Below are 24,436 nucleotides of genomic sequence, written 5' to 3'. Positions count from 1 at the left end.
GACGGTCGCGCCGGCACCCCGCTGTCACCGCCGTCCGCGACCCCTTGCCGTTCGTCCGCGCCGTTCGTCCGTGCCGCCTCATACCTCCTTTTCCCGCGTCCTCCTCATATGTCCGTCTCCTTCATGCGTCCTCGGCGAGTACGAGCATCGCGTGCTCGTACTCGCCGTACCGCACGGTCCCGGTGTGCCGGAAGCCGTGCTTCTCCAGCAGCCGTACCGAGCCCGTGTTCCCGGCGAAGGGGTCGGCGTACAACGGGCGGGTCTTCTCCTGCCGCAGGAACAGCGTCAGCGCCCGGGTGCCGATGCCCCGGCCCCAGTGCTTCCGGCCGAGCCAGTAGCCGATGAAGCGCTTGTCCTCGTCCCACCAGGCGACGATGTTGCCCGCCGTCTCACCGTCCACGGTGACGGTCCGGACGCGAACGGTGGGCTCCCCGAGGACCTTCGTGGCCCAGTGGGTCATGAACTTCTCCCGGTCCCGGGGCGCGAACTTCGAACGCCGGACCGCCTCCAGATCGTTTTCGTATTGGAGGAACAGCTCCAGATCGGCGTCCTCGACAACCCGCAACCGCACATCGCTCGTCATGGCGGCGAGTCTGGCAGGCGCCACTGACAATCGCCGGGGCGAGACCGTCCGGCAGGCCCCGCCCCGGCGCGCGGTTCGGCGTCTCAGTTCGTTGTCGCCCCCGCGGGCACGCGTGAGGTCAGCCGTACGGGCAGGCTGCGGTGCCCGTTCATGATGAAGGTGGGCAGGGGCTGGAGGTCGGCGCGGTCCACGGCCAGCGCGAGGTCCGGGAAGCGTTCGAAGAGACGGGACAGGCCCGTGGCGGCGACCAGCCGTGCGATGCCGGCGCCCATGCAGAAGTGCGGGCCCAGACCGAAGGTGAGGTGCTCCTTGTTCTCGCGTGTGAGGTCGAAGGCTTCGGGGGCGTTCGGGTGCAGGCCGGGGTCGCGTCCCACCGCGCTGTAGTTGACCAGGATCGGGTCGCCCTTCGGGATCGTGACGCCGCCCAGCTCGATGTCCTCGGCCGCGTACCGCAGCGGCAGGTGGACCAGCGGCGATTCGACCCGAAGGGTCTCGTCGATGACGTCGTCCCAGGTGGCGCGGCCGGAGCGGACCAGCTCCAACTGGTCGGGGTTGCTCAGCAGGGCGGTGATGGCGTTGTCGAAGAAGTTGATCGTGGTCTCGGAACCGGCCCCCAGGATCGCGAAGATGGTGTCGGTGAGCTCGTCCTCGGAGAGGCGCGAGCCGTCCTCGTCACGGGCCGCGACCAGGTCGCTGGTGATGTCCTCGCCCGGCTCCCGACGTTTGTCGGCGATCAGCTCGGCCATCGCCCCGCGCCACCCCGCCAGGACCGCCTGGGCCTGCTCCGGGGTGGCCGTGGTGTCCACCATCGCGTCGATGACCTTCGCGGTCTTCACGCGGGCCTCCTCCGGCATGCCGATCAGGTCGGCCACCAGGCGCGCCGGCAGCGGATAGGCGAAGCGTTCGCGCAGGTCGACGACCTCGCCCGGCTCCGTCGCCGCCAGCGCGTCGAGCAGTTCCTCGGTGAGTTCCTCGACCCGGGGGCGGAACGCCTCCGTACGGCGCGGGGTGAACGCCTTGCCGACCAGCTTGCGCAGCCGGACGTGGTTCTTGCCGTACGCGGTGACCATGTTGTCCATGGCGACCCAGCTGATCATCTCCCAGTCCGGGGGGATCTCGCCGTTGATGAAGGCCGGCCAGTGGTTGCGGGCGCTCTTGGTGACCCGCGGATCGGTCAGCACCTTCCTGATCTCCTCGTGGCCGTTGAGGGACCAGGCGATGACGCCTCCGGGCAGTTCCACCCGCGAGGCCGGGCCCTGCGCGCGCAGGGCGGCGGCCTCGCCGTGGATGTCACGACCGGTGGTGTCGAGGGCGAACGGGCAGCGTTGCTCCATGGAGGTATCCGTCTTCTCTTCAAAGGGGCGGGGTCTTCCGAGGACCGGGTCTTCCAGAGGTGCGGTCTTCCAGCGGTGCGGGGCGGGCGACGGAGGGAGGCGGGGGGAGGGGGAGGGGGAGGGGGCAGTCAGGGCGTGGCGAAGTGGGCCTGGGCCAGCTCGCGGTTGGCGAGCGTCGACAGGAACACGCCGTTCCCCGCGTGGCTGTGCAGCATCGACAGGTCGCGCCACACCCGTTCGATGCGGTGGCCGTGGCGTACGGAACTGGAGCCCGCGGTCGGGAAGAGCTGCCCCTCGACCGCCCGCCAGCACAGCCGTACGGTCTCGCGGCTGATGGTGGCGAGCCTCAGCTCCTCCTCGCGGGTGAACGCGGCGGCGTCCTTCAGGCACAGCTCCTGCCACTGGCGGACCGCGTCGCGCATGGCCGCCTCGGCGGTGGCGATGAGGCCGGTGGCCTCGCCGTAGCGGAACTGGAAGTCGGGGTCCTCGGTGCGCGGCACGATGGGGAAGAACGAGGTGGTACGGGTACGCATCAGCTCCTCGTACGCGTCCAGCGCGCCCTTGGCCATGCCGATGGCGAGCGCGCCGAGTTCGAGCAGCATGAAGCTGAGCGGGCCGCCGCCGTACTCGGCCCCGTGCAGGCGCCGCCCCGGGGTGTCGTCGGTGACGGTGATCTGGCTGAGGTGGCCGCCCAGGGTCCGGTGACCGGGCACCCGGGCGCCGTCGACGCGCAGGCTGTGCGAGCCGCTGCCCTTGAGACCGAGCTGGTCGCCCCAGTCGTCGAGGCGCTCGAACTGGTCGCGGGAGACGACGAACAGCATCGGCGCGGGCGGCAGCCCCTCGCCCTGCGACACCAGCGTGTGGCCGATGAAGTGCGTGGCGTAGGGCGCGCCGGAGCAGTAGTTCCAGGTGCCGCTGAGGATCCAGCCGCCCTCGCCGTCCGGCTCGGCGCTCCCCGCCGGGGCGACGGTCGCCGGGCAGATGAACTCTCCGGACGCGAAGAGTTCGTTCTGTACGCGTTCGTCGAACAGCGTGCCCGCGACCAGCGCGTGGGCCGCGCCGAACAAGTACATCCAGCCGGTCGACGGGCAGCCCCGGGCCAGCGCGGTGGCCACCCGCAGGAAGGTGGCGGGCCCGAACTCGTAACCGCCGTAACGGCGCGGCACGAGGATGCGGTAGAAGCCGGCCCGGGAGAACGCCTCATGGGTGTCCTCGGCGTAGAAGCCGCGCCGCTCGGTCTCGGCCTGCCGCTCGACGAGAGTCGCGGCCAGGGCCTCGGCACGGGCCACGACCTCGTCCGGGGTGAGGTCGGGCTCGGGGGGCGCCGCGGGCGCGGCGACGGTGTCGGCCAGGGTGGTGGTCATCGTGGATCGGTTCCCCTTCTCGCGGGTCGTGGGACGACGTCACGGGCCGGGCCGTGACGCGCGCCGGGCGTGGACATGGCGGCGGGTGCGGACGTGCCGGCGGACGCCCGGGCCGACGTCGGGCCGGGCGCCGGGGCCGACGTCGGCCCCGGGCGCCGGGTCAGGCGTCGGACAGCGGTGTGCCGGGGGCCTCGACGAGGCCGCGCAGCAGGGCGCGGAACTCCTCGACGAGGCCGACCGCGGTCGCCTCGTCGAACCGGTTGTGGTCGAACTTGAGGCTTCCGGCGAGCTCCCCGCCCGGCAGGACGTCCATCGCCCACAGCCCGCCGTCCGGAATCGCCGAACTGACCTCCTGGGAAAGGACCCTGCGGCGGATCTCGCTGAACCGCGCGCCGGCGACGGCACGGTCGTCCAGCGGGTACGGGGACTGCAGGACCTCGAACGCGACCACGGCCAGGAACCCGTCCGCGAACGGCGCCAGCAGCGCCGGACTGTCCTCGGCGATCCGCGCGAACGGGATCTCGTGCTCGTACGCCCCCAGGCACGCGGTCCGCGCCCGGTCGAGGACGTCGGCGAGCGTGGCGCACTCCGTGGTGTCGATCCGGATCGGCACGAAATTGAAGAACGGCCCGACGGAGTCCGTGAGCCGCTCCTCCTGACGGCCGGAGGAGAACGTCGGGAAGACCACGTCCGCGATGCCGGTGCGACGGCGCAGCAGCACGCTGTACGCCGCGGCCAGCACCATGAACGGGGTGCTGCGGGTGGCCCGCGCGAAGTCGGTGACACGCCGCGACAGCTCCATGTCGAACACGAACCGATGCACGCCGTAGGCGCTGGGCACCTCCTCGCGCGGCCGGTCGGTGGTGACGCCGGTGATCCGCGCGCCGGCGAGCCGGTCGCGCCAGTAGGCGCGCTCGCGGTCCATGCGCGGGCTGCCGGCGTTCTCCAGCTGCCGACGCGCGAACTCCTGGTACTGGTACGCCGGCTCGGGCGCGGCCCGCCGGTCCTCGGCACGGGCCTCGTAGAAGTCCGCCAGGTCCCGCATGATCACCTGGAGCGACCAGGCGTCGGTGGCCGTGTGGTGGGTGACGAGCACCAGCACCCCGTCGTTCGCGTCGAAGCGTCCGAACTCGGCCCGGATGTGCGGGAGCCGGGTCACGGAGAACGGGGCGGCGTCCAGGCCGTTGAGGAACGCCTCGGCGCGCTCCTCGCGCGTACCGCCGTCGACCGGCAGGTCCACCACCCGCAGCTCCGCCGGGGCCGGCGGGTGCACCACCTGGTGGCCGCCGGCCGCGTCGCCGAGCACCGAGGTGCGCAGGACCTCGTGCCGTTCCACGACGTCGTCGAGGGCCCCGCGAAGGGCGTCGGTGTCCACGGCGCCGGTGACCCGCCAGCCGCAGACGAGGGTGTGACGGTGGCCGAACGCGCCGTCCGTGGTGCCCTTGTCGAAGCCCCGCAGGAACTCCTGGTTGTAGGAGAGCGGGATGCGCCGGCCCGGTTCGTTCGACTCCGGCCGCACGTCAGTGATGGTCACGGAAGACCAGTCCTTTCTCATTCGGTGACCGGTCCGGCATGCCGACCGGGGTGGTGCCGAGCCCGGGGCGGGGCACGGCGGATGACGGAACGACAGACAGCAGAGAGGGGATGGGAGGCAGGGCGGGGCGGTGGTTCGGCGGATTGGCGGGATGGTGGGTGGGCGGGATGGTGGGTGTCGGACGGCAGTCTTCGGGTGGCGGTTCGGTGGTTCGACGGGTGGCAGTTCGGCGGTTCGGTCGGTGGGCGGTTCGGAGGGTGGTGGTTCAGCGGGTGGCGGAGGAGCTCAACTGGCCGACCCTGGAGGAGAGTTCGGCTACCGTGGGGTGGTTGAACACCTCGCCGACGGAGATCTCGACGCCGAGCTCCGACTCGACCCGGGAGACCAGGCGCATGGCCTGGAGGGACTGCCCGCCCAGGTCGAAGAAGTTGTCGTCGGCGGCGACCGACGGCACCCCCAGGACGCCCGCGAAGATGCGGCCGAGGTGACGCCGCCGCTCGCCGTCCGGCTCGGCGCCTGCGGCCCTGTCCGGTTCGCCGTCCGCGCCCTCGCCCGGTTCGCCGCCCTCGCCCGGTTCGCCGTACGCGGCCGTGCCGGCGGCCGAGGCCGTGCCGACGGGCTCGGGGAGGGCGGAACGGTCGAGCTTGCCGTTGGGGGTCAGCGGCAGCCCGGACAGTTCCACGATCGTGTCCGGGACCATGTACTCGGGCAGGATCTCGCCCAGGGCCGCGCGCAGGGCGCGGACGTCGCAGCCGGGCGTACGCGGGACGACGTAGCCCGTCAGCCGTTTGTCCCCGGGGCTCGGTTCGCGGACCACGGCCGCCGCGTGGGCCACCTCGGGCAACGCGGCGAGGGCGTGCTCCACGGCGGCGGGCTCCACCCGGTAACCGCGGATCTTGACCAGGTCCCCGGTGCGCCCGGCGAACTCCAGCAGTCCTGCCGCGTTGCGCCGCATGAGGTCGCCGGTGCGGTACAGGCGGTCCCGGGGGCCGCCGACCGGATCGGGGACGAAGTGCTCGGCGGTCAGATCGGGGCGCCGGAAGTACCCGGCGGCCAGCCGGTCGCCGCCGATGCAGAGCTCGCCCACCTCGCCGTCCGCGACCGGCGCGAGCCGCTCGTCGAGCAGACGGGCGTCGACGCCGTCCAGCGGCCACCCCACGGGCACGCCCAGCGCCAGGTCCTCGGCGCATGTCAGGGCCGCCTGCGCGGCGAACGAGGACACCTCCGTCGCCCCGTACATGGCCCGCACCACCAGCCCCGGGCAGGCTTCGAGCACCCGCAGAACCGCGGTCGGGGCGATCACATCGCCGCCGGTGAGCACCTCGGACAGGGAGGCGAAGCTCTCCGGGGCCTCCTCGGCGAAGACCCGGAACAGGCCCGCCGTGAGATGGACGGCCGTGATGCGTTCCCGGATGAAGAGTTCGCGCAGCGTGCGCAGATCGAGGTCGCCGGGCGGGGCGACGACCAGGCGCCCGCCGCGCAGCAGCGGAACCCACAGCTCGTACGTCGACACCCCGAAGGCGTACGGCGCCACCGACAGGACGCGCCGCTGGCCCTCGCCGTCCCAGCAGGAGTCGGCGGCGAGGCCGAGCACACCGCGGTGCGTGACCGCGACGCCCTTGGGGTCGCCGGTGGAGCCCGACGTGTGGATGACGTAGACGGTGGCGTCGCCGTCGACGGCCACCTCCGGATCGTCGTCGGGCAGCGAGCCGGGGGAGCCGAGCACCTCGTCACGGGCCGGTTCCAGCGTCCGGGTCCCCAGCGCCTCGGCCCGTTCGCGCATCACCGCGTCGGTGAGCACCAGGGGACGGCCGGCGCGTTCCACGATCCGGCGCATCTGCTCCGGCGGGTACGCGCTGTGCAGCGGCAGGTAGCAGGCGCCCGCCTTGACGACGGCGAGGATCGAGACGACGACCTCCGGCGAACGTTCCATCAGCAGCGCGACGGGTTCCTCCGGGCGCACCCCGAGGGCGATCAGCCGGTGCGCGAGCCGGTTGGCCCGCGCGTCGAGCTGCCGGTAGGTGAGCGACGTCCCGCCCGAGGACAGGGCGACGGCGTCGGGAGTGCGGCGCGCCTGCTCGGCGAAGCGCCGCTGCACCGAGGTGACGCCCTCGGAATTCGTGGAGACCATCGCGTCAGTCCAATCCGCTCTGCCGTGGCCGCGTGCGCGGGCGGGCGCCCGGGAGGCGGCGCACCTCCGGTCCTGCGCCACGTTCACAGAAGGCCGCGGTGCGCTGCATCTCCTGGATTGCCATGCGCGGAGGCGGCCGGCGCGGCCGGCCGTGGCGGTGGGTCGTCGTGGCGGGCCCGTGGCGGCGACTCGTGGCGGCGGACTGTGGTGCCGGGCCCGTCGTGGCGGGTCGCGGCGGGCCTTCGCGGATGTTCAGCCGGCGAGCCCGGCGCCGCTCCTCTCGCGGCTCGCAGCGCCGCTCCCGTAGTCCCCGTCGCCCGCGTCGTCCTGGTCGTCCGGGATCCAGCGCAGTACGTCGCCGGGCTGGCAGTCGAGGATGCGGCAGATCGCGTCGAGCGTCGTGAACCGCACCGCCTTGGCACGCCCGTTCTTCAGCACGGCGATGTTGGCCGGCGTGATGCCGACGGCGGCGGCGAACTCTCCGACCGACATGTTGCGTTTGGCGAGTTGTACGTCCAGGTCGACGACGATCGCCATCTCACACGACCTCGGCGATCTCGGTCTCCAGATCCGTCGCCTTGCGCAGCAGACCGCGCATGACGACGACGAGCATGATGAACGCGACCCCCACGCCGACGCTCGCCAGCGCGGCGGCCAGGGCGCTGATGACGGCCATGTTGTCGTCGTCGGGAGTGGGGATCTCGGCCAGTGCGAGATGCCCGGTGACACCGAGCGCCAACAGCGTCGCCACGGCCGAGGAGCCGATGATGGTGTCGACCCAGCGGAAGGCACTCTGGGTGAAGATCGCGCCGCGTCGGACCATGGTGAGCAGCATCCACACCGCGACCAGCGCCACTTGGACGCAGGCGACGCCGATGATCGCCACGGTCGCATAGGGCGCGGCGAACGGGGCGTAGGGAGGGAAGCGGTCGACTTCATCGGCCGCCGTGGCCGGGATGACCACGAACTGGCCGAAGAGGCCAAGCGTGATCGCTGCGACGACAACGGCCCGGAGCGCGACAGTGAAGAGTTGATTCATATATCGATTGTCGATCGATATCTATCGATAGTCAATCGATCCGCCGGGGCGTCCCGTGTAGCTCGTCTCGCCTGCCGCCCGCCAACGCGCTTGACGGATCACAGGTGTTCGGCCGGCGCGAGCAGTCGCGCGGGGTCCTGGGCCGGTACGCCGGGATCGCGGGGCCGCTCTTCCCGGAGCTCACCGGGCGTCCCGCCCGGGGCGGCTTCGGTGGGTTCCCGGGGCGCGTCGGCCCGGGCGGGCTCGGTGGGTTCGCGGGGGCCGGTGTCGTCGTGGCCGTCGTGGCCGCCGTGGTCGTCACGGGCCACGGCGGTCTCGCCGTGCTCGCGGGTCACGGGCGGCGGGGCGTAGACGCGCGCTCCCGGGCGCACATCGTGGGTCACGGTGGCCATGGCGCCGATCAGGGCGTCGTCCCCGATGGTGACCGCGCCCAGCACGGTCGCGTTGGCGCCCAGGATGACGCGGTCGCCGACCACCGGGTGGCGGCGGGCGCCGGGCGGCAGACGGTTGTCGCTCCACCAGCCGACCGCCCCCAGCGTCACCTGGTGGAAGAGCGTGACATCGTCCCCGATGCGCGCGGTCTCGCCGATGACGACGCCGGAGCCGTGATCGATGAAGACGCGCCTGCCGATGACGGCGCCCGGGTGGATCTCCACCCCGGTGTGACGGCGGGCGGCGTACGCGACGACGCGCGCCGTCAGGCGATGGCCGCGCCGGTACAGCCGATGCGCGAAACGATGCGCCCACAGGGCCGGAAGCGCGGGATGCCACACCCCCTCGAACCGGGAACGGATCGACGGATCCCGTTCGACGATCACGTCCAGGTCCTCGCGCAACGTACACAGCAATCTGTTCGGTTCGGGCATGTCCACGACTCCCGGAAACGGGAACACAGAAAACGGAGAAGAGAAAACAGGAAACAAGTGACAAGAAAAGAACCACAGAAAGGAAGAAAGCAGAGCCCGGGGCGGGAAAGCGGAACAGGGGCGCGGGGCGGGGGGTATGGAAACGCGGGGAAGTATGGAAACAAGGAGGCCGCGCGCAGAGCACACGTGAACAATCTGCGCGAACAACATGTGCGGAGGACGCACGTACAGGCCGTGCGAGCGTGGTCGATCCGACCACGGCATTGCCGGGCGGGCAAGCTCCCCGGCACGCCGACCGCGACTTTCACAAGTCGCGCCATGAGGCGCGCCGCGAGCTGCGCCACGATCCGCACCGATAGCCGCGCCACAATCCGCACCGGTTGTCGCACCGCGCGCCGTGCCGCGACCCGCATCGCGACCCGCACCGCGCGCCGTGCCGCGACCCGTGCCGCGAGCCGTGCCGCGACCCGCGCCGCGAGCCGTGCCGCGGCCGCACCGGCAGCCGCGCGGCGAGCCGCACCCCAGCCCGCCCGGTTGTTCCGCGCCCACCCAGCACAAGAACCAGGCCATTTTTCCGGTGAGTTGGTGAAGTCGCCGTACCGTGCACTCAACGGTTGCCGCTCTGTGCCGCCCATGGTTTGCTCGGCGCGTCCTGTACATCGAAATCCCCACGCGGAAGGAAATTCCGTGCCCGCATTCGACGTACGAAGAATCGGCGGAAAGATCGGCGCTGAGGTCACGGGAATCGACCTGAGCAGCGAGATGAGCGAATCCGTGTTCCAGCAGATTCACGAAGCCTTTCTCGCGCACAAGGTCCTCTTCTTCCGGGACCAGGACATCACCGACGCCGATCAGCTGGCGTTCGCCGGCCGCTTCGGCCCCCTCACGCAGAAGCACCCCATGATGCGCACCGTCGACGGATCGCCCCAGGTGATCCCCGTGGACGGCGAGGACCAGCGGGCCGACCACTGGCACACCGACATCAGCTTCACCGTCACACCGTCGCTGGGCACCACCCTGCGCGGCGTCGTCCTGCCGCCCTACGGCGGAGACACCCTCGTCGCCAACGGCGCCGCCGGCTACCGCGACCTGCCCGCCGAACTCCGCGACATCGCCGACCGCCTGTGGGCCGTGCACACCAACCACGCCGAACAGCCCCGGCTGGGCACCGAACGCGGCGAACGCGTGCGCCGCGCGTTCCTCGCCAAGCGCTACGAGGCCGCCCACCCGGTGGTGCGGGTGCACCCGGAGTCCGGCGAACCGAGCCTGTTCCTCGGCGGGTTCGCCCAGCGCCTGGTCGGCATGGACCTGCGGCAGTCCCGGCCCATCCTCGACGTCCTGCAGTCCTACGTCCGCCGCCCGGAGAACACCGCGCGCTGGACCTGGCGTCCGGGCGACGTCCTCGTCTTCGACAACCGCAGCACCCAGCACTACGCCGTCAACGACTACGACCACCACCAGCGGATCCTGCACCGGGTCTCGATCACCGGCGACGTCCCCTACGGACTCGACGGCAAGACCGGCTACGCCATCGAGGAGGGCGAGTGAGCACCCCGCCGCACTCCTCCCGGCCGGACCCCCACCGACCCGCCGACTTCGCCGCCCGGCTGCGCGCCCGCCGTCGCCTGGTGGGCTACTGGATCGCCTGCGACAACCCCGTCGCCACCGAACGGATCGCCGGACTCGGCTACGACTACATCGGCGTCGACGGCCAGCACGGCGTCATCCACCAGCCCGGCTGGCAGAGCGCGATGCTCGCCGTCGACGCCAGGGGGCGTTCGGCGGGCGTCATCCGGGTGCCGGCCCCCGACCCCGTCGCGATCGGCGCCGCCCTGGACACCGGCGCGTACGGAGTCGTCGTCCCCATGGTCGAGACGCCCCGGCAGGCCCTCGACGCCGTACGCGCCTGCCGCCACTGGCCCACCGGCACCCGCAGCCTCGCCGGACCCGTCCGGGCCGAACTGCGCCTGGGCTCCGTGCCCGCCGAGATCGACGACCGGATCGCCTGCATCGTCATGATCGAGACCGCCGCCGCGCTCGGCGACCTGGAAGCCATCTGCGCCACCCCCGGCCTGGACGCCGTCTACGTCGGACCCGCCGACCTGTCGATCGCCCTCGGCGCGAGCCACTTCGGGGACCCGGCCGTCACCGGAGCGCTGGAGGACGCGCTCAAGACCATCACGGACGCCGCCGAACGGGCCGGCATCGCCTGCGGCATCCACTGCCTCGACGGCGCGAGCGCGGCCCGCCGCCTGAACGAGGGCTTCACCTTCGCCACCGTCTCCAGCGACATCACCCATCTGCAACAGGCCGCCGCCGCCCACCTCGCCGCCGCGGGCGGCCCGCTCGTGGCCTGAACCCGGCCGCCGCTCGCGACGGCCTCCGTGAACGAACGAGGAGTTGGCAACCCGTGACCACCGAAACCGCTCCGCTCCGCGCGAGCACCCCCCGCGCCGTGGCCGAGTCCCTCGACGACCTGGTGGGAAACACCCCGCTGTTCCGGCTCCGGCCGCGCGGAATGTCCCCGCGCATCCGGCTCCTGGCCAAACTGGAGATGTTCAATCCGCTCGCCAGCGTCAAGGACCGTGCCGCGCTGTACATGCTGCGCCGCGCCGAGGCCGAGGGGCTGGTGCCCGCCACCGGCGGCACCGTCATCGAGTGCTCGTCCGGCAGCACCGGCATCTCCCTGGCCGCGCTGTGCGCCGCCCGCGGCCACCGCTGCGTCATCGTCATGCCGGACAACGCCACCGAGGAACGCGGGCTGCTGCTGCGCTCCCTGGGCGCCGAGGTCGTCCTCTTCCCCCACGAGGAGGGGCTTCCCGCCGCCTGGCAGTACGCCGAGCAGCTGCAACGCGACACCCCCGGCTCCTGGCTGCCGCACCAGGACCAGAACCCCGCCAACGTCCGCGCGCACGAGGAGACCACCGGCCCCGAGATCTGGGACGCCACCGGCGGCGACATCGACGTCCTGGTCTGCGGCGTCGGCACCGGGGGCACCCTCACCGGGCTCGCCCGCCACCTCAAGGAGCGCCGCCCCGGACTTCACGTCGTCGCGGTCGAACCGGCGCGCTCGGCCGTGCTGTCCGGCGGCGAGCCCGGACCGCACGGCATCCCCGGCATCGGCGCCGGATACGTCTCGGACATCACCGACGTCCACCTCATCGACGAGGTCGTGGCCGTCACCGACGCCGCCGCCGCCGAGACCGCCCGCGAGATCACCGCCGCGACCGGCCTGCCGGTCGGCGTCTCCTCCGGAGCCGCGGTCCACGCCTGCCGCCTCGTCGCGGAGAAACGGCCGGCCGACGGGCCCGCCACGATCGTCACCGTGCTGCCCGACACCGGCGAGCGCTATCTGTCGCTCTCCCGCGACTGAGCCGCGGCCCGCCCCCCGCCCTGCCCGAGCCGCACCCGCCTCGCGTATCGGAGCCGCACCGCCCCTCTCCGCGCGACCCGCGTACCCGACCCGCGTACTCAACCCCGACCCCCGCACCCGAGCCCCGTACCCACCCCCGACCCGCGTACCCGACCCCCGCTCCGACCCCCCGCACCTGACCCGCAGCGAAGGACAAGGCTGGCATGTGCCGGATCTACGGCTACTTCCACACGACCGCGACCCCGCACGAGATGCGCACGGTCGCCGCCCTCCAGCGCCACGGGGGCCCCGACAGCACCGGAAGCCACCACACCCCCCACGGCGGCGTGGGCAACAACCGGCTCGCGGTCATGGACCTCGACGGCGGCCGACAGCCGTACCACGCCGACGACCGCGTCCAGATCGTGTTCAACGGCGAGATCTACAACCACGGCCCACTGCGACGCAGGCTCGAACAGCGCGGCCACACCTTCCCCGACCGCTGCGACGGCACGATCCTGCCCGCCCTGTACGCCGAGTACGGGGACGCCCTCACCGACCACATCGACGGCATGTACGCCCTCGCCGTGCTCGACCGCCGCGCCGAACCCCGGCTCCTCCTGGCCACCGACCACCTCGGCATGAAGCCGCTCTACTACCGCTTCGACCCGGCGGCCCGTTCCCTGCACTTCTCCTCCGAGATCCCCGCCCTGCTCGGCTTCGGCGCCGCGCCGCCCGGCGTCTGGACGCCCGGCCTCGACGCCTACCTGGCGCTGAAGACGCCCTTCGGCGAGCAGACGATGTTCCATGGCGTCCGGGCCCTGCCGCCCGCCACCACTCTGGTGTGCGCCTACGGCGGAACCCCGCGGCTCACCCGCCGCGCCGCACCCCCGGCCGCTCCGGGCCCCGCGTCCGCGCCCACCCCCGTGACCGCACCCGTGTCCGAGGAGCGGGCCGCGGGCGCGCCGGGGCGTCATCTCGGCGGGGAGGCACCGGAGTTGCGCCGCATCCTGGACGAGGAGGTGGGCCGCCTGCTGGTCGCGGACGTGCCCGTCGCCGTGATCACCTCCGGCGGACTGGACTCCAGCCTGGTCACCGCGCTCGCCGCCCGTCACCGGCCGCTGCACTCGTTCAACATCGCCTACCGGGGCCGATGGCCCCACGACGAACGGCACTTCGCCCGCGAGGCCGCCGAGCGCGCCGGCACCGTCCACCACCAGATCGTGGCCGACCCGGAACGGTTCCCCGAACTGATCGAGGACACGGTGTGGCACCTGGGCCAGCCCAACGCCGACCCCATCACCCTCAGCACCCACGTCCTGTTCCGGGCGGTCCACGAGGCCGGTTTCAAGGTCGCCCTCACCGGGGACGCCGCCGACGAGCTCTTCGGCGGCTACGACCGCATGCGGGCGGCGGTCGAGGCCGACGCCGCGGGAGCCGACTGGACCGGCCGCTACCTCGACGCGCTGGCCGTTCTGCCCGCCGCCCGCCGCACCGCCCTCTACACCGACGCCTATCGCGACCACGTACGCGCCGTCGACCCGCTGCCGGCCGGCGCCCGGCACGAGCTGCTCCACGGCCCCGGGACGGCCCTGCGACGCATCATCGGCTTCGAGCTCGCCCACCGGCTCCCCGCCTACCACCTGCGCCGGGTCGACCATCTGAGCATGGCCCACTCCGTCGAGGTCAGGCTGCCGTTCTGTCAGCCCCGGGTCGTCGCCGCGGCCCACATCCTCCCCGACGACCGGCGCATCCGCGACGGACAGGTCAAACGCGCCCTGTACGCGGCCGCCGAGGGCCTGGTGCCGCCCAGCGTCCTCGCCCGGCCCAAGCAGCCGTTCACCCTTCCCGTCACGGCGATGCTCGCGCCCGGCACCCCGCTGTGGGAGTACGCCCGCGACCACCTCGCTCCGGTACGGCTGCGGGCGGGCGGCGCACTGCGGCCCGAGGCCGTGGAGGCGCTGTTCACCGCCCAGGCCGGGCACCCCGACGACACCACCGCGCTGACCCTGTGGGCGCTCCTCGTCCACGAGGTGTGGCACGACCTTTTCCACCGCCGACGCCCGGAACTGCCCACGACCGCCGCCACCGCCGCCCGGCGGCACGAGAGATCGGCGGTACCGGCATGACCGCCCGCCGGGACGCGGGAACGGCGACCGCCCGTACGACCACCGGCCGGCGCGAGAGAGCGGCGGACGCCCGTATGACCGCCCGCACGACCTCCGGCCGCGGTGAGAGAGCGGCGGACGCGGGAACGGCCGCCCGGCGACTCGGCGGAACGGCGGTGCCCGCGTGATCGGCCACCTCGCCTACGCCGCCGGCAGCCCCTGTCCGACCTGCGTGCTCGACGCGGAACGGCTGCCCGACGACGAACCGCGACTGCTCCAGCATCTCGCGGAGATCCGCCGCTACCTCGCCGCCGCCGGCGGCTCCCACGTTCTCAAGATCGCCCTGGTGAAGCCCTCCCCGCACCCGATGTTCGACCTCGACTACCGCTTCGTGCAGGCCCTGCCCGACGCCCCCGACCACTTCGAACTGCGCGGCTCCTGCGGACACTCCATCCTCGCCGCAGTCACCGCCGCCGCCCGCGCGGGCATGCTGCCCCGCCTCACCGCGCGGACCCGGGTGCGGGTGCGGGTCCTCAACAACGGCGACAGCGTCGTCCTGGAGACGGACCGGGTCGAGGACGACCGGGCCACGTTCACCGTCCAGTTCGTCCGGCCGAGCCCGGTGCCCTTCGCCGAGCTGCTGATGACCGGCGAGGCCGTCACCCGGCTGGACGTCGACGGACAGCCGCTGCCGGTCTCCCTGGTCTCCTCCGGGAACGCCTACGCCTTCGTCGACGCCCGCACCCTCGGGACCGCCGACGCGGAACCGCTCTTCGCCGCCGGGGACGAGCTGCTGGAACGGCTGCGCCGGATCCGTGACGCGGCGGCGGACCACCTCGGCTGGGCGCCCGGCGGGGCCTTCCCCAAGGTCGCCGCGATCCTTCCGGCCGCCCGCGCCACGCTCGCGGCACGGGCGGTGTCCGTGCCCGGCTGGCACCCCACCATCGCCCTGACCGGTGCGGTCTGCCTCGGTACGGCCGTCCGCGTCCCGCACACCATCCCCTGGCACATCGCCCGCGAGAGCGGCGCCGCCGACGGCCTCGTCGAGATCCTCACCCCCGGCGGCCGGACCGCCGTCACCTCGGTCACCTGCGACGACGACACCGGCGGCGCGCTGATGTGGGCGACCGTGGCCGGCAAACACGTCAGCTTCCAGGGCTCCTTCGTCATCGACCCGCTACGGCATCTGCAATTCGAGGAGGTGGCCCAATGCCTGGCACTGTCGACGGCCGCGTGAGCACCCGCGTCACACCCGCCCTGCGGGCACGGCTGCGCGAGTCCGCCGAACGGACCGACACCACCGCGGCGCCCGACCACGAGGCACTGGCCGAACTGCGCCGCTCCGGGCTGCTCGCCACCGCCGTACCGCGCGCGTACGGCGGCGCGGGCGGCACCGCCACCGACGTCAACCGGGTGGTGGCCCGGCTCGCCGAGGTCAACCCGTCCCTCGCCATCATCGCGTTCCAGCACTTCGCGGTGAGCGCCCGGATCACCGAATGGGGCTCCCCGGAGCAGCACGCCAGGCTGCTGCCCGCCCTGGCCGACGGCAGCTGCCTGGCCGCCTCCTCATGGAGCGAGACGGGAGCGGGGGCCGCCAAGCAGAACCTCTCCTCGACCGCCGTACGGCAGACGGACGGCAGGTGGCGGATCGACGCGGCCAAGTCGTTCACCACCGGCGCCGGCATCGCCGACCTCTACCTCCTGCTCGTACGGACCGGACCCGCGCGGGCGGTGACGCACGACGGCCACCACGACGACGATGCCGACGGCCGCGGCCTCGACAGCGGCCACAACAGCGGCCACAGCAGCGGCCAGGACAGCGGCCGCGACGCCGACGACGGCGGAGGCGACGGCCACCACGACCGCGGCCTCGACGGCGACGACGACGGCTACGGAGCACCCGGCCAGACGTTCTTCCTCGTGCCCGCAGACCTCCCCGGCATCGTCCCCGACCTGGGCCTCGACCTCGTCGGCATGCGCGGCTCCGCCACCGGCCTGATCTCCTTCGAGGGCTGCGTGGTCGACGACGACGCCCGCCTCGGACCGCCCGGCCGGGCCGCCGCCATCATCTCCGGCGTGCGCTCCAGCGGCGCCACCCTCGGCGCCGTCTCCATCGGCATCGCCCAGGCCGCCCTGAACCTGGCCCTCGACCACGCCCAGCGGCGCGGACTGCTCGCCCTGCCCGCGGTGCGGCAACGCCTCGCGGCCCTCGCGACCCGCCTGGAGTCCGCCCGGGGCCTCGTCGAACTGGCCGGCGCCCGCATCACCGAGAACCCCGGCCTGACCACCCTGCACAGCAAGCTGCACGCGTCCGAGACCGCCGAGGAGATCTGCCTCCAGGCGGCCAGGATGCTCGGCTCCTCCGGCTACCTCACCGGAACCCCGCTGAACCGGCTCCTCGCGGACGCCCGGGGCGTCTCCCTGATGGGGCCGACCAACGATCTGTGCCGAGACATCCTGGCGGCGTCATGGCCGAGCTGACCCGCCCCGTCCAGGTTCCCGGTCCTGCCCAGGTTCCCGACCAGGCTCCTGTTCCCGGCTCTGCCCCGGCCCCTGTTCCCGGCCCGGTCCCCGGTCCCGCGCAGGTCTCCGCTCCCGGCCCCGCCCGGGCCCCCGACCTCGTCGTCAGCGGTCGCCGGATCGTCACCCCCGACGGGGTGCGCGCCGGGCACCTGACGATCCGCGACGGCCGCGTCACCGGCCTCCACGACCACGACCCGGCGCCCGCCGGCACCCCCAGGATCGACGCGGGCGGCCGCTACGTACTGCCCGGCCTGATCGACTCCCACGTCCACTTCCGCACCCCGGGGCTGACCCACAAGGAGGACTGGGAGCACGGCAGCCGCGCCGCGGTGCGCGGCGGCGTCACCACCGTCGTCGACATGCCCAACACACTCCCGCCCACCCTCGACGAACAGGACGTCCTGGCCAAGGCGGCCCTGGTGCACGGCAGTTCCCTGGTCGACCACGCCTTCCACATCGGCGTCCACCCGGACCGCCCGGAGGCGCTCAGGGGCCTCGACCCGCGCATCGCCACCAGCGCCAAGATCTTCATGGCGGGCCACCACACCGCGCCCACCGTGATCCGGGACGCTGGCCAACTGCGCCGCGCCTTCGCCGCCGCCGCGGACGCCGACGTCCAACTCGTCCTGCACGCCGAGGACGACAACGTCTTCGCCCTGCTCGACGGCTGGCGGGGCGAGCCCGACGCGTACCGCGACTACGCCGCCCACCGCCCCCGCAGCGCGGGCATCATCGCCGTCTCCAAGGTCATCGAACTGGTCCGGGTCCACGGCACCCGCGCCCACATCCTGCACCTGTCCAGCGCCGAGGAGGCCGACCTGGTGTGTGCGGCACGCGCCGCCGGACTGCCCGTCACCTTCGAAGTCACCGGCCACCACCTCTCGTTCACGGATCTCGACACCCGCCGCCTCGGCGCCCGCACCCGGCTCTCGCCGTCCATCCGCACCCAGCAGGACCAGGACCGCCTGTGGGAGGCGGTGTACGAGGGGCAGGTCACGACCCTCGGCAGCGACCACGCGCCGCACACCGTCGAGGAGAAGACCCGCACCGTCAGCCAGTCGCCGCCCGGACTGCCCGGGGTGCAGGAACTCGCCGTGGCCGTCTGGACCGGCATGCGCCGCCGTCGGCCGCACGAGCACCCCGACACCGCCGTCACCCGGCTGGTACGCCTGCTGGCCGAGGGGCCCGCCGACCTGTTCCGGCTGCCCGGCAAGGGGCGGCTGCGGCCCGGCGCCGACGCGGACCTCGTCCTCTTCGACGCCGACGCGCACTGGATGCTGTCCGCCCACGACGTGCAGAGCAAATGCGGCTGGTCCGCGTACGAGGGCTGGACCCTCACCGGCCGGGTCGACCAGGTGCTGCGCGCCGGCCGCACCGTCTACGACCGCGCCACCGGCGCCTTCGGCGCCTACGACGGCCGCCACCTGACCCCCGCCGCCCCGGTCGCCCCGGTCGCACCCGTTCCCGTTCCCGTCGCCCCCGGCCCCGGAGCCGTGCCCGCCGGCCTCGTCACCGCGACCACCACCACGCCGACCACCACCACGCCGACCATCCCCACGCCGACGATCAACCCGACCGGAGCCTGAGATGTCCGACACGCACTCCATCGTCGTCGCGGGCGGCGGCATCGGCGGCCTCGCCGCGGCCGCCGCGCTGGCCGGGCACGGCATGAACGTCACGGTCGTCGAACGCGCCGCCGCGATCGCCCGCGCCGGGGCGGGACTGATGCTCTACCCCAATGGCGTCCGCGCCCTCGACGCCATCGGCACCGGCCTCGGCGACCGGGTCCGCGCGGCCGGCAACGTCCTCGCCCCCGATGCCGTCCGGGTCCTGATGGACGCGGACGGCGACGTCCTGGCCCGCGAACCCCTCGGCCGCGGCGGCGGCCCGGACCACGACGCCCCCCACATCCCGATCCTGCGCGCCGCCCTCCACGAAACCCTGCTGAAGGAGGCCGTCCAGCGCGGCGCGACCGTTCAACTCGCCACCGCGGTCGTCGGCTACGACAACCCGCCCGGAGCCGTGCACGTCCGCCTCTCCGACGGCACCACCTTCGCCGCGGACGCCCTGGTGGCCGCCGACGGCCTCAGATCCCGCATCCGGCACCATCTGCTCGGCGACGGCGCGCCCCGCTACCGCGGCTACACCTCCGTACGCGGACACGCCCCCGACACCCACCTGGGCCCGCACTCCCATGTGGTCAACGGCCGGGGCGTCCAACTCTTCATCGCCCCGGTCGGCGGCGGCCGCCTCTACTGGACCGCGAAGATCACCGCGGCGGCGGGGGAGTGGCCCGCGAAGGGCCCCGACGGCGCGCTGGCGGACCTCGGCCGCCTCCTGCGCCACCGGTACGCACCCGTCGCGCGGACCGTCGCGGAGGCCGACCCCGACGACGTCGTCGTCACCGACATCCATGACCGGGATCCCGCGCCCCGCTGGACGGACGGCCGGGTCACCCTGCTCGGGGACGCCGCGCACCCCATGGTCCCGGCCCTGGGCCAGGGTGCCAACACGGCGCTGGAGGACGCGGTCGTCCTCGCCGACGCGCTCGCCGGCGCCGAGGACGTCCCCGGCGCGCTGCTCGCGTACGAACGCGACCGCCTGCCCCGCACCAGCGCCGTCGTGCTCCTCTCGCGCGGCCAGGGCGAGCTCGACCAGGGCGCCGACGCGCGACAGGAGCACCTCCGCAACACCCGCATGAGAACCAGCGGACGCAAGGACGAAGGCCTCGGAGACGTCCTCGGCTGGCGGCCCCCGAACCGGGCCGCCGCCTGACTTCCGAACCGGGCCGCCGCCCGAGTTCCAAACCGGTCCGCCGCCCGAGAGCCGTCCCGCCCACCTGACCACCCGACCACCTGGAAGGTGCAGCAATCATGGCCACACCCCACATAGTCCTGGTCAGCGGATCGCTGCGCCCCGGGTCGACCAGCGACCGCGTCGCCCAGTGGTGTGCGCGGCGCTGCGCCGAACGGGACGCGACGACGACCGTGTTCACCGGCGCGGACATCGACCTCCCGGCCTACCGCCCCGGACTGGCCGCCACCCACCCTCCAGTGGCGTCCTACCTCGACGAACTGCGCCGCTGCGACGGTGTCGTCCTCGTCTCGCCCACCTACCACGCCACGCTCTCCGGGCTGCTGAAGAACGCCCTCGACTACGTCAACGACATCGACGGCCCCCTGCCCTATCTGGAGGGACGCCCGGTGGGCTGCGTCGCCGTCGGGTCGGGCGCGCAGGGAGCGGTCTCCACCCTCTCCACCCTGCGCACGATCAGCCACGCCCTGCGGGCCTGGCCCACCCCGCTCGCCGCCGCCGTCTCCGCCGCGCCCGCCCCGCTGCCCGACGGCGCCACCCCGACCTCCCCGGACGACGAACGCCTCGTCGACATCGTCGGCCAGGTGCTGTGGATGGCCCGCATCCGCGCCGCCGCCCGCGTTCCCGGCGCCGTGCCCGCGGCCGCCTGACGTTTCCGAGAACGAATCCGTTCGACGTCTCCGAGTCCCCGAGAACGAACCCGCCCGGTGGCCCTTCCGCACGCACGGCGGCCAGTCGAATCCGTCAGTCGCATCTGTCAGTCGCATCCGTCAGTCGCATCTGTCAGTCGCATCCGTCAGTCGCACTGTCAGTCGCATCCGTTGGACCCGTCCGTTGGACCCATCCGTCCAGGAATCGTGTTCCAGAAAGGGCACACTCCCATGACCGACACCCCTCGCCCCAGCGGCCCGGGCGGCACCGCCCCCGTCGACGCCGCCTCCGCCGGCACCGGTCCCGCCCGCACCGGCCCCCTCGACATCGGCGCGATCTGGCGGGACGCCAACGTCCGTTCCGGCCCGTCCCTGGACAGCCCGGTCGTCGAGCTGCTGCTTCCGGACGGCGTCACCCGCCACCGGGCCGAGGGCTGGCGGCTCGGTGACGAGGTCGTCGAGGGCGAGAACCCGGTGGGCGAGATCGTGAGCGAGGTCTGGTTCTGCCTCGGGGCGGGCCGCTGGTGCAGCGCCGTCAACTTCGACCCGGCGCATCTCGCCCCGCTCCTCGGCGGCGACGCGCCCACGGTACGGCCGGCCCCGGCCGCACGCCCCTGAGCCGGGACCGCCCGCCCCTGGACCGGACCGTGCGACGCCCCGGACACGCCGAAGGGCCCCCGGGTACGGAAGGTGAACCTTTCCGTATCCGGGGGCCCCGGCCCCTGGCCGGCACCGGCCGCCCCGCCTCGCGGCGGTCGACGGCCCGTGCCGGACCGGGCCCGGTCGGGCGGCCCGTCGGCGACTACGGGACAGCCCTGATGGGGGGACTCAGCCGGCGTAGAAGTTCTTCAGCTCCGGCGCGAGAGCCGCCGGGTCCACGGCGATGTCCTGGTCCGGCAGCGCGTGGTGGCGGCCCTCCGGCAGCGCCTCGGCGAGCGCGCGCGCCGAGTTGTGCAGCCACGGAGCGGCGTTGCCGCCGTAGACCACGAACGTGGGGACCTTCACCGAGTCGAGGTACGTCGGCAGCGCGAGGTCGTCACCGAGGATCGTGGTGTCGTACGACAGTGTGTGGGCCAGCGCCTCCAGGCCCTGCCAGAAGGGCGCGAACCGCATCTGGGCGACCCCCTCGGCCGGTGCGCCCATGCCCTTGGTCATGAAGAGCTCCACCGCGTCACCGCGACGGTCGGCGTCCGTGAGCTCCTTGAGCTGCTCGGTGAAACCGGCCGGCGGACGCGGGCCGCCCTCACCGACGACGAACGGCGGGTCGTAGAGGGCCAGCTTGGTGATTCCCTCGACCCCGTTCGCCACGGCCTTGAGGGCCAGGGCGCCGCCCGCGGACAGGCCGAAGACCTTCACCGAACCACCGGCCTCGGCGATGAGCGCCGCGAGGTCCTCGATCTCGCGCTCGACCGCGTACTCGGCGGCGTCACCGCTGTCCCCGCGGCCGCGGCGGTCGTAGTTGAAGACGGTGAAGTGCTGGGACAGCTCCGCGGCCAGCTGCGACATCGTCGGGTGGGAGCGCTCGCTGAACGACCCACCGATCAGGATGAGCGGCTCCCCTTCGCCGGAACGGTCGTAGGCGATCGCGGTTCCGTCGGCGGACTGGACTGTGTTCATTGTTCTCCTGAGACTCAAGGCCGTGTGCGAACGCGGACGTTCTGTCCTGACCCATCCAGCGTGCCGCGCGGCGAACCGTGTTCGCATCTTCAGGATTGCTGCGTCGCTTCCGCCCCCGACGCACCGTCGCTCCCGCCCCCGCACCGTCGCTCCCGCCCCGACGCGCCGGCGGCCCGGGCTGGCGATCCGGGAAACGCAGCAATCCAGAAGATGCTCCGGCCGCGTCCGTGTGTGAGGCTGGACGGGCTGCTCCGAACCAGAGGAAGTAGGGATAACCATGGGGAAGTTCGCGCCCGTCGAGGACTATGTGGCCGGTCTTGCCGCCGGGCCGCTGCGCGACGTCGTCGAGAAGCTGCTGCCCGTCATCGACGCCGCGCTGCCCGACGCGAACTCGGCGGTCTACCACCAGGCGCCCACCTGGAGCGTCGGTGAGGCCCCCGGCAAGGGGCCGGTCTGCTACGTCAGGGCGTACTCGAAGTACGTGACCTTCGGATTCTGGCGCGCACAGGAGCTCAACGACCCGTCCGGCCGTCTGCAGCCCGGCGCGCGCATCATGGGGCAGGTCAAGCTGACCTCCGTCGACGAGATCGACGAGGCCCTCTTCACCGACTGGCTGAAGCAGGCGGGCGAGCTGGAGCGCGCGGAGCTCGCGAAGTCCTGACGCGTTCGATGCGTCCGATGCGTTCGCCGCGGTCGGCGCGCAGACGTTCCTGACAGGCGGAAGCCCGAAAGCCGGACGGCTCTCGGGCTTCTCGTGCGTGCGCCGCCGGGCCCCGGCTTCCCGTACGTGCGCCGCCGGCGGGGCCCCAGGCCCCTTGCGCGTACGCTTCCGGCTCCTTGCGCGTATGCCGTCGGCGACGGCACGCCCCGGAGGCGGTCCCGGCCGGCCCGGTACCCCGTCCGGAAGGGACGGGGCCCGGGCACCGGCCGGGACCTGGCGGAACGCGCCCGGCGGCCACCGGCCCGCCGGGCCGAGCCGTCGGTCACCGATGACCGCTGTCGGCTACCGGCTATCGGCTCACCGGGGTGCGCTCGGAGGCGGCCGCGTCCTCCCGTCCCGGCCCGGACCTGGGCGGGACCACCGGTACGGACTGCGGGGCGGCGGCGTCACGGCGCGCCGTCCAACGGCCCACCGCGTTCAGGATCGGGCGTTCGACGACGTAGTGACTGACCGACGCCACGATGATGGTGCCGATGGTGACGGCGGTCATCAGCTCGGGGAAGCCGATCGTGCCGCGCAGCTTGTCCATCAGCGCGGGCGTGCTGCCGAAGATGTTGCCGCTCTCGAACCAGAAGTACATGACCGCGAAGTGCCACAGATAGATGCCGTACGAGATGCGGCCCAGGTAGCGCGTCACCGGGTTGTCCACGATCGCGTCGATGGTGCGCGACTTCACCTCCGGAATGGACAGCGGCATCACGACCAGATACGAGAAGGCCAGCAGCAGGAAGTACTGCACGACGGCGAGCTTCAGCGGCTCGTAGTCCCCGTAACCGGGACGCCCGAACGGCTGCGCGCAGTTGACGGCGTAGACGACCAGCGCGCCCAGCCACAGGAGGTTGGGTCGCCGGGCGGCGATGCGGTACAGGGCGGGCTTCCGGTCGGGGCGCATCTCCGCCAGCACATGGAGGACGGCCATCGCCATGCCGAGGGCGAACGCGCCGCCCACGGCCAGCGGCCACCAGTACTGCTTCGGGAACGGGCCCATGGCGGGCCGGTGGATGTAGTACGTCCACACGGCGGAACCGATCACCATGAGGACCGGCGGGATCATCATCCGGCGCGCCTTGCGGACCGGGTCGTCGGTGCCCCGGGCCAGCCAGTGCATCAGCACGGCGAGGAGCGGGAGCGCCAGGTAATACTGCATCTCCGCGGGGACGGTCCAGGCCGGGTCCATGCCGGGTATCCACGTGTAGTCGTACACCTGGAGCATCAGGATCGGGCGCAGCACGTACCACACGCCGTCGATGGCGTCGTAGTTGATCAGGAACACGCAGGCCAGCGACAGCAGGATGTAGGCGGGCCACAGCCGGGCCAGCCGCTTCACCAGGAAGGGCCCGACCGCCGGCCGGGGGGTCCCGCGGAGGGTCCAGCGGGCGAACGGGCGGTAGAGCAGCATGCCGGAGAGCACGAAGAAGGGGCCGAGGGCGATCGGCCGCAGCCCGGCCAGCAGGACGGCCAGCTTCTCGTTGCCCGGAGGAACGGCGTAGGCGCCCATGACGCCCGCCGTGAAGGAGACGTGCACGGCGGTCACCGCGAGGGCGCACAGCGCGCGGACGCCGTCGAGCCGCCCGACACGTCTTGTTCTCTGGGCCGGTGCGACGGCCCCGTTGGCATTGACCACGAAGAGCTCCTCTGTTCGAAGGCCCGTTCAGGATCTGCGTGGTTCAATTCCAGCGGCATCCTCTGGATTGCGCTCTTTCTCGATCGTCCGGTGATTTTGTTTGGGCGATGCGCGACCGGGTCCGCGCCGCCTGTGCGGGCTTTTGTCACCGGTGCGGGGGAATTCACCCGGCTCGG

20 protein-coding genes and 1 pseudogene are annotated in these 24,436 nt (G+C 72.9%); 11 read left to right on the top strand and 10 right to left on the bottom strand.

Annotation, left to right across the window (positions count from 1 at the left end; translation table 11 throughout):
* Positions 1-121: 121 nt before the first annotated feature.
* From WA762_RS16650 to epsC, 8 genes and pseudogenes are all read right to left on the bottom strand, one after another.
* On the bottom strand, positions 122-583 hold the full coding sequence (locus WA762_RS16650) for a GNAT family N-acetyltransferase (RefSeq protein WP_335936514.1): 462 nt from the start codon (positions 581-583) through the stop codon (positions 122-124).
* A gap of 83 nt (positions 584-666) precedes the next feature.
* A complete protein-coding gene (locus WA762_RS16645) occupies positions 667-1,917 on the bottom strand; it encodes a cytochrome P450 family protein (protein ID WP_335936513.1) in 1,251 nt (416 codons plus the stop codon).
* Positions 1,918-2,045: 128 nt separating this feature from the next.
* Positions 2,046-3,281, bottom strand: a complete 1,236-nt coding sequence (locus tag WA762_RS16640) for an acyl-CoA dehydrogenase family protein (RefSeq protein WP_335936512.1) — start codon at positions 3,279-3,281, stop codon at positions 2,046-2,048.
* Positions 3,282-3,441: 160 nt separating this feature from the next.
* The gene (locus WA762_RS16635) at positions 3,442-4,815 is read right to left on the bottom strand and encodes a condensation domain-containing protein (RefSeq protein WP_335936511.1); all 1,374 of its coding nucleotides are present in this window, start codon (positions 4,813-4,815) and stop codon (positions 3,442-3,444) included.
* A gap of 265 nt (positions 4,816-5,080) precedes the next feature.
* Positions 5,081-6,946, bottom strand: a complete 1,866-nt coding sequence (locus WA762_RS16630; protein ID WP_335936510.1) for a non-ribosomal peptide synthetase — start codon at positions 6,944-6,946, stop codon at positions 5,081-5,083.
* Positions 6,947-7,198: 252 nt separating this feature from the next.
* Complete coding sequence (locus WA762_RS16625; protein ID WP_335936509.1) at positions 7,199-7,483, bottom strand: helix-turn-helix domain-containing protein; 285 nt, start codon at positions 7,481-7,483, stop codon at positions 7,199-7,201.
* A 1-nt stretch (position 7,484) separates the two neighbouring features.
* Positions 7,485-7,985, bottom strand: coding sequence for a DUF2975 domain-containing protein (locus WA762_RS16620; RefSeq protein WP_335936508.1), 501 nt, complete (start codon positions 7,983-7,985; stop codon positions 7,485-7,487).
* Between the two features lie 326 nt (positions 7,986-8,311).
* Positions 8,312-8,851 (bottom strand): annotated as a pseudogene (epsC, locus tag WA762_RS16615) (serine O-acetyltransferase EpsC); the annotation flags it as partial.
* A gap of 687 nt (positions 8,852-9,538) precedes the next feature.
* Between epsC and WA762_RS16610 the strand changes: the two are divergent.
* The 10 genes from WA762_RS16610 to WA762_RS16565 all read left to right on the top strand — a co-directional run bounded on the left by WA762_RS16610 (position 9,539) and on the right by WA762_RS16565 (position 20,916).
* Positions 9,539-10,399 carry a TauD/TfdA dioxygenase family protein gene (locus tag WA762_RS16610; protein ID WP_335936506.1) on the top strand — a complete coding sequence of 287 codons (861 nt, stop codon included), beginning with the start codon at positions 9,539-9,541 and terminating at the stop codon, positions 10,397-10,399.
* Complete coding sequence (locus WA762_RS16605; RefSeq protein ID WP_335936505.1) at positions 10,396-11,208, top strand: HpcH/HpaI aldolase family protein; 813 nt, start codon at positions 10,396-10,398, stop codon at positions 11,206-11,208. The genes WA762_RS16610 and WA762_RS16605 overlap by 4 nt, the downstream gene beginning before the upstream one ends.
* 53 nt (positions 11,209-11,261) lie before the next feature.
* Positions 11,262-12,224: a PLP-dependent cysteine synthase family protein gene (locus WA762_RS16600; RefSeq protein ID WP_335936504.1), complete on the top strand. Its 963-nt coding sequence runs from the start codon at positions 11,262-11,264 to the stop codon at positions 12,222-12,224.
* A gap of 203 nt (positions 12,225-12,427) precedes the next feature.
* Positions 12,428-14,332: an asparagine synthase (glutamine-hydrolyzing) gene (gene asnB / locus WA762_RS16595; protein WP_335936503.1), complete on the top strand. Its 1,905-nt coding sequence runs from the start codon at positions 12,428-12,430 to the stop codon at positions 14,330-14,332.
* A gap of 163 nt (positions 14,333-14,495) precedes the next feature.
* Positions 14,496-15,548, top strand: coding sequence for a PrpF domain-containing protein (locus WA762_RS16590; RefSeq protein WP_335936502.1), 1,053 nt, complete (start codon positions 14,496-14,498; stop codon positions 15,546-15,548).
* Entirely contained in the window at positions 15,521-16,792 is a 1,272-nt protein-coding gene (locus tag WA762_RS16585; protein WP_335936501.1) for an acyl-CoA dehydrogenase family protein, read from the top strand. Before WA762_RS16590 ends, WA762_RS16585 begins: the two co-directional genes overlap by 28 nt.
* Positions 16,780-18,420, top strand: coding sequence for a dihydroorotase (locus WA762_RS16580; RefSeq protein WP_335936500.1), 1,641 nt, complete (start codon positions 16,780-16,782; stop codon positions 18,418-18,420). The genes WA762_RS16585 and WA762_RS16580 overlap by 13 nt, the downstream gene beginning before the upstream one ends.
* A 1-nt stretch (position 18,421) precedes the next feature.
* Positions 18,422-19,609, top strand: coding sequence for an FAD-dependent monooxygenase (locus tag WA762_RS16575; protein ID WP_335936499.1), 1,188 nt, complete (start codon positions 18,422-18,424; stop codon positions 19,607-19,609).
* A 98-nt stretch (positions 19,610-19,707) separates the two neighbouring features.
* Entirely contained in the window at positions 19,708-20,298 is a 591-nt protein-coding gene (locus tag WA762_RS16570) for an NADPH-dependent FMN reductase (protein ID WP_335936498.1), read from the top strand.
* 231 nt (positions 20,299-20,529) lie between these two features.
* Positions 20,530-20,916, top strand: a complete 387-nt coding sequence (locus tag WA762_RS16565; RefSeq protein ID WP_335936497.1) for a hypothetical protein — start codon at positions 20,530-20,532, stop codon at positions 20,914-20,916.
* Positions 20,917-21,126: 210 nt separating this feature from the next.
* Here the strand turns inward: WA762_RS16565 and WA762_RS16560 are convergent, their stop codons facing one another.
* Positions 21,127-21,915, bottom strand: a complete 789-nt coding sequence (locus tag WA762_RS16560) for an alpha/beta fold hydrolase (protein WP_335936496.1) — start codon at positions 21,913-21,915, stop codon at positions 21,127-21,129.
* A 277-nt stretch (positions 21,916-22,192) separates the two neighbouring features.
* Between WA762_RS16560 and WA762_RS16555 the strand changes: the two genes are divergently transcribed.
* Positions 22,193-22,576, top strand: coding sequence for a DUF1801 domain-containing protein (locus WA762_RS16555; RefSeq protein WP_335936495.1), 384 nt, complete (start codon positions 22,193-22,195; stop codon positions 22,574-22,576).
* 349 nt (positions 22,577-22,925) lie between these two features.
* Here the strand turns inward: WA762_RS16555 and WA762_RS16550 are convergent, their stop codons facing one another.
* Complete coding sequence (locus tag WA762_RS16550; RefSeq protein WP_335936494.1) at positions 22,926-24,260, bottom strand: acyltransferase family protein; 1,335 nt, start codon at positions 24,258-24,260, stop codon at positions 22,926-22,928.
* Positions 24,261-24,436: the final 176 nt, after the last annotated feature.

It is taken from the genome of Streptomyces tyrfis (assembly GCF_037034285.1).
Taxonomy (GTDB): domain Bacteria; phylum Actinomycetota; class Actinomycetes; order Streptomycetales; family Streptomycetaceae; genus Streptomyces.
Note: the sequence above shows the minus strand (reverse complement) of the source record. Positions and strands in the feature narration are given on the sequence as shown.

Excerpts from the sequence above, each read along its gene's own strand:
- WA762_RS16650 (WP_335936514.1), bottom strand. The coding sequence starts at position 583 with ATGACGAGCGATGTGCGGTTGCGGGTTGTCGAGGACGCCGATCTGGAG.
- WA762_RS16645 (WP_335936513.1), bottom strand. The coding sequence starts at position 1,917 with ATGGAGCAACGCTGCCCGTTCGCCCTCGACACCACCGGTCGTGACATC.
- WA762_RS16640 (WP_335936512.1), bottom strand. The coding sequence starts at position 3,281 with ATGACCACCACCCTGGCCGACACCGTCGCCGCGCCCGCGGCGCCCCCC.
- WA762_RS16630 (WP_335936510.1), bottom strand. The coding sequence starts at position 6,946 with ATGGTCTCCACGAATTCCGAGGGCGTCACCTCGGTGCAGCGGCGCTTC.
- WA762_RS16625 (WP_335936509.1), bottom strand. The coding sequence starts at position 7,483 with ATGGCGATCGTCGTCGACCTGGACGTACAACTCGCCAAACGCAACATG.
- WA762_RS16620 (WP_335936508.1), bottom strand. The coding sequence starts at position 7,985 with ATGAATCAACTCTTCACTGTCGCGCTCCGGGCCGTTGTCGTCGCAGCG.
- asnB (WP_335936503.1), top strand. The coding sequence starts at position 12,428 with ATGTGCCGGATCTACGGCTACTTCCACACGACCGCGACCCCGCACGAG.
- WA762_RS16585 (WP_335936501.1), top strand. The coding sequence starts at position 15,521 with ATGCCTGGCACTGTCGACGGCCGCGTGAGCACCCGCGTCACACCCGCC.
- WA762_RS16580 (WP_335936500.1), top strand. The coding sequence starts at position 16,780 with ATGGCCGAGCTGACCCGCCCCGTCCAGGTTCCCGGTCCTGCCCAGGTT.
- WA762_RS16575 (WP_335936499.1), top strand. The coding sequence starts at position 18,422 with ATGTCCGACACGCACTCCATCGTCGTCGCGGGCGGCGGCATCGGCGGC.
- WA762_RS16570 (WP_335936498.1), top strand. The coding sequence starts at position 19,708 with ATGGCCACACCCCACATAGTCCTGGTCAGCGGATCGCTGCGCCCCGGG.
- WA762_RS16565 (WP_335936497.1), top strand. The coding sequence starts at position 20,530 with ATGACCGACACCCCTCGCCCCAGCGGCCCGGGCGGCACCGCCCCCGTC.
- WA762_RS16560 (WP_335936496.1), bottom strand. The coding sequence starts at position 21,915 with ATGAACACAGTCCAGTCCGCCGACGGAACCGCGATCGCCTACGACCGT.
- WA762_RS16555 (WP_335936495.1), top strand. The coding sequence starts at position 22,193 with ATGGGGAAGTTCGCGCCCGTCGAGGACTATGTGGCCGGTCTTGCCGCC.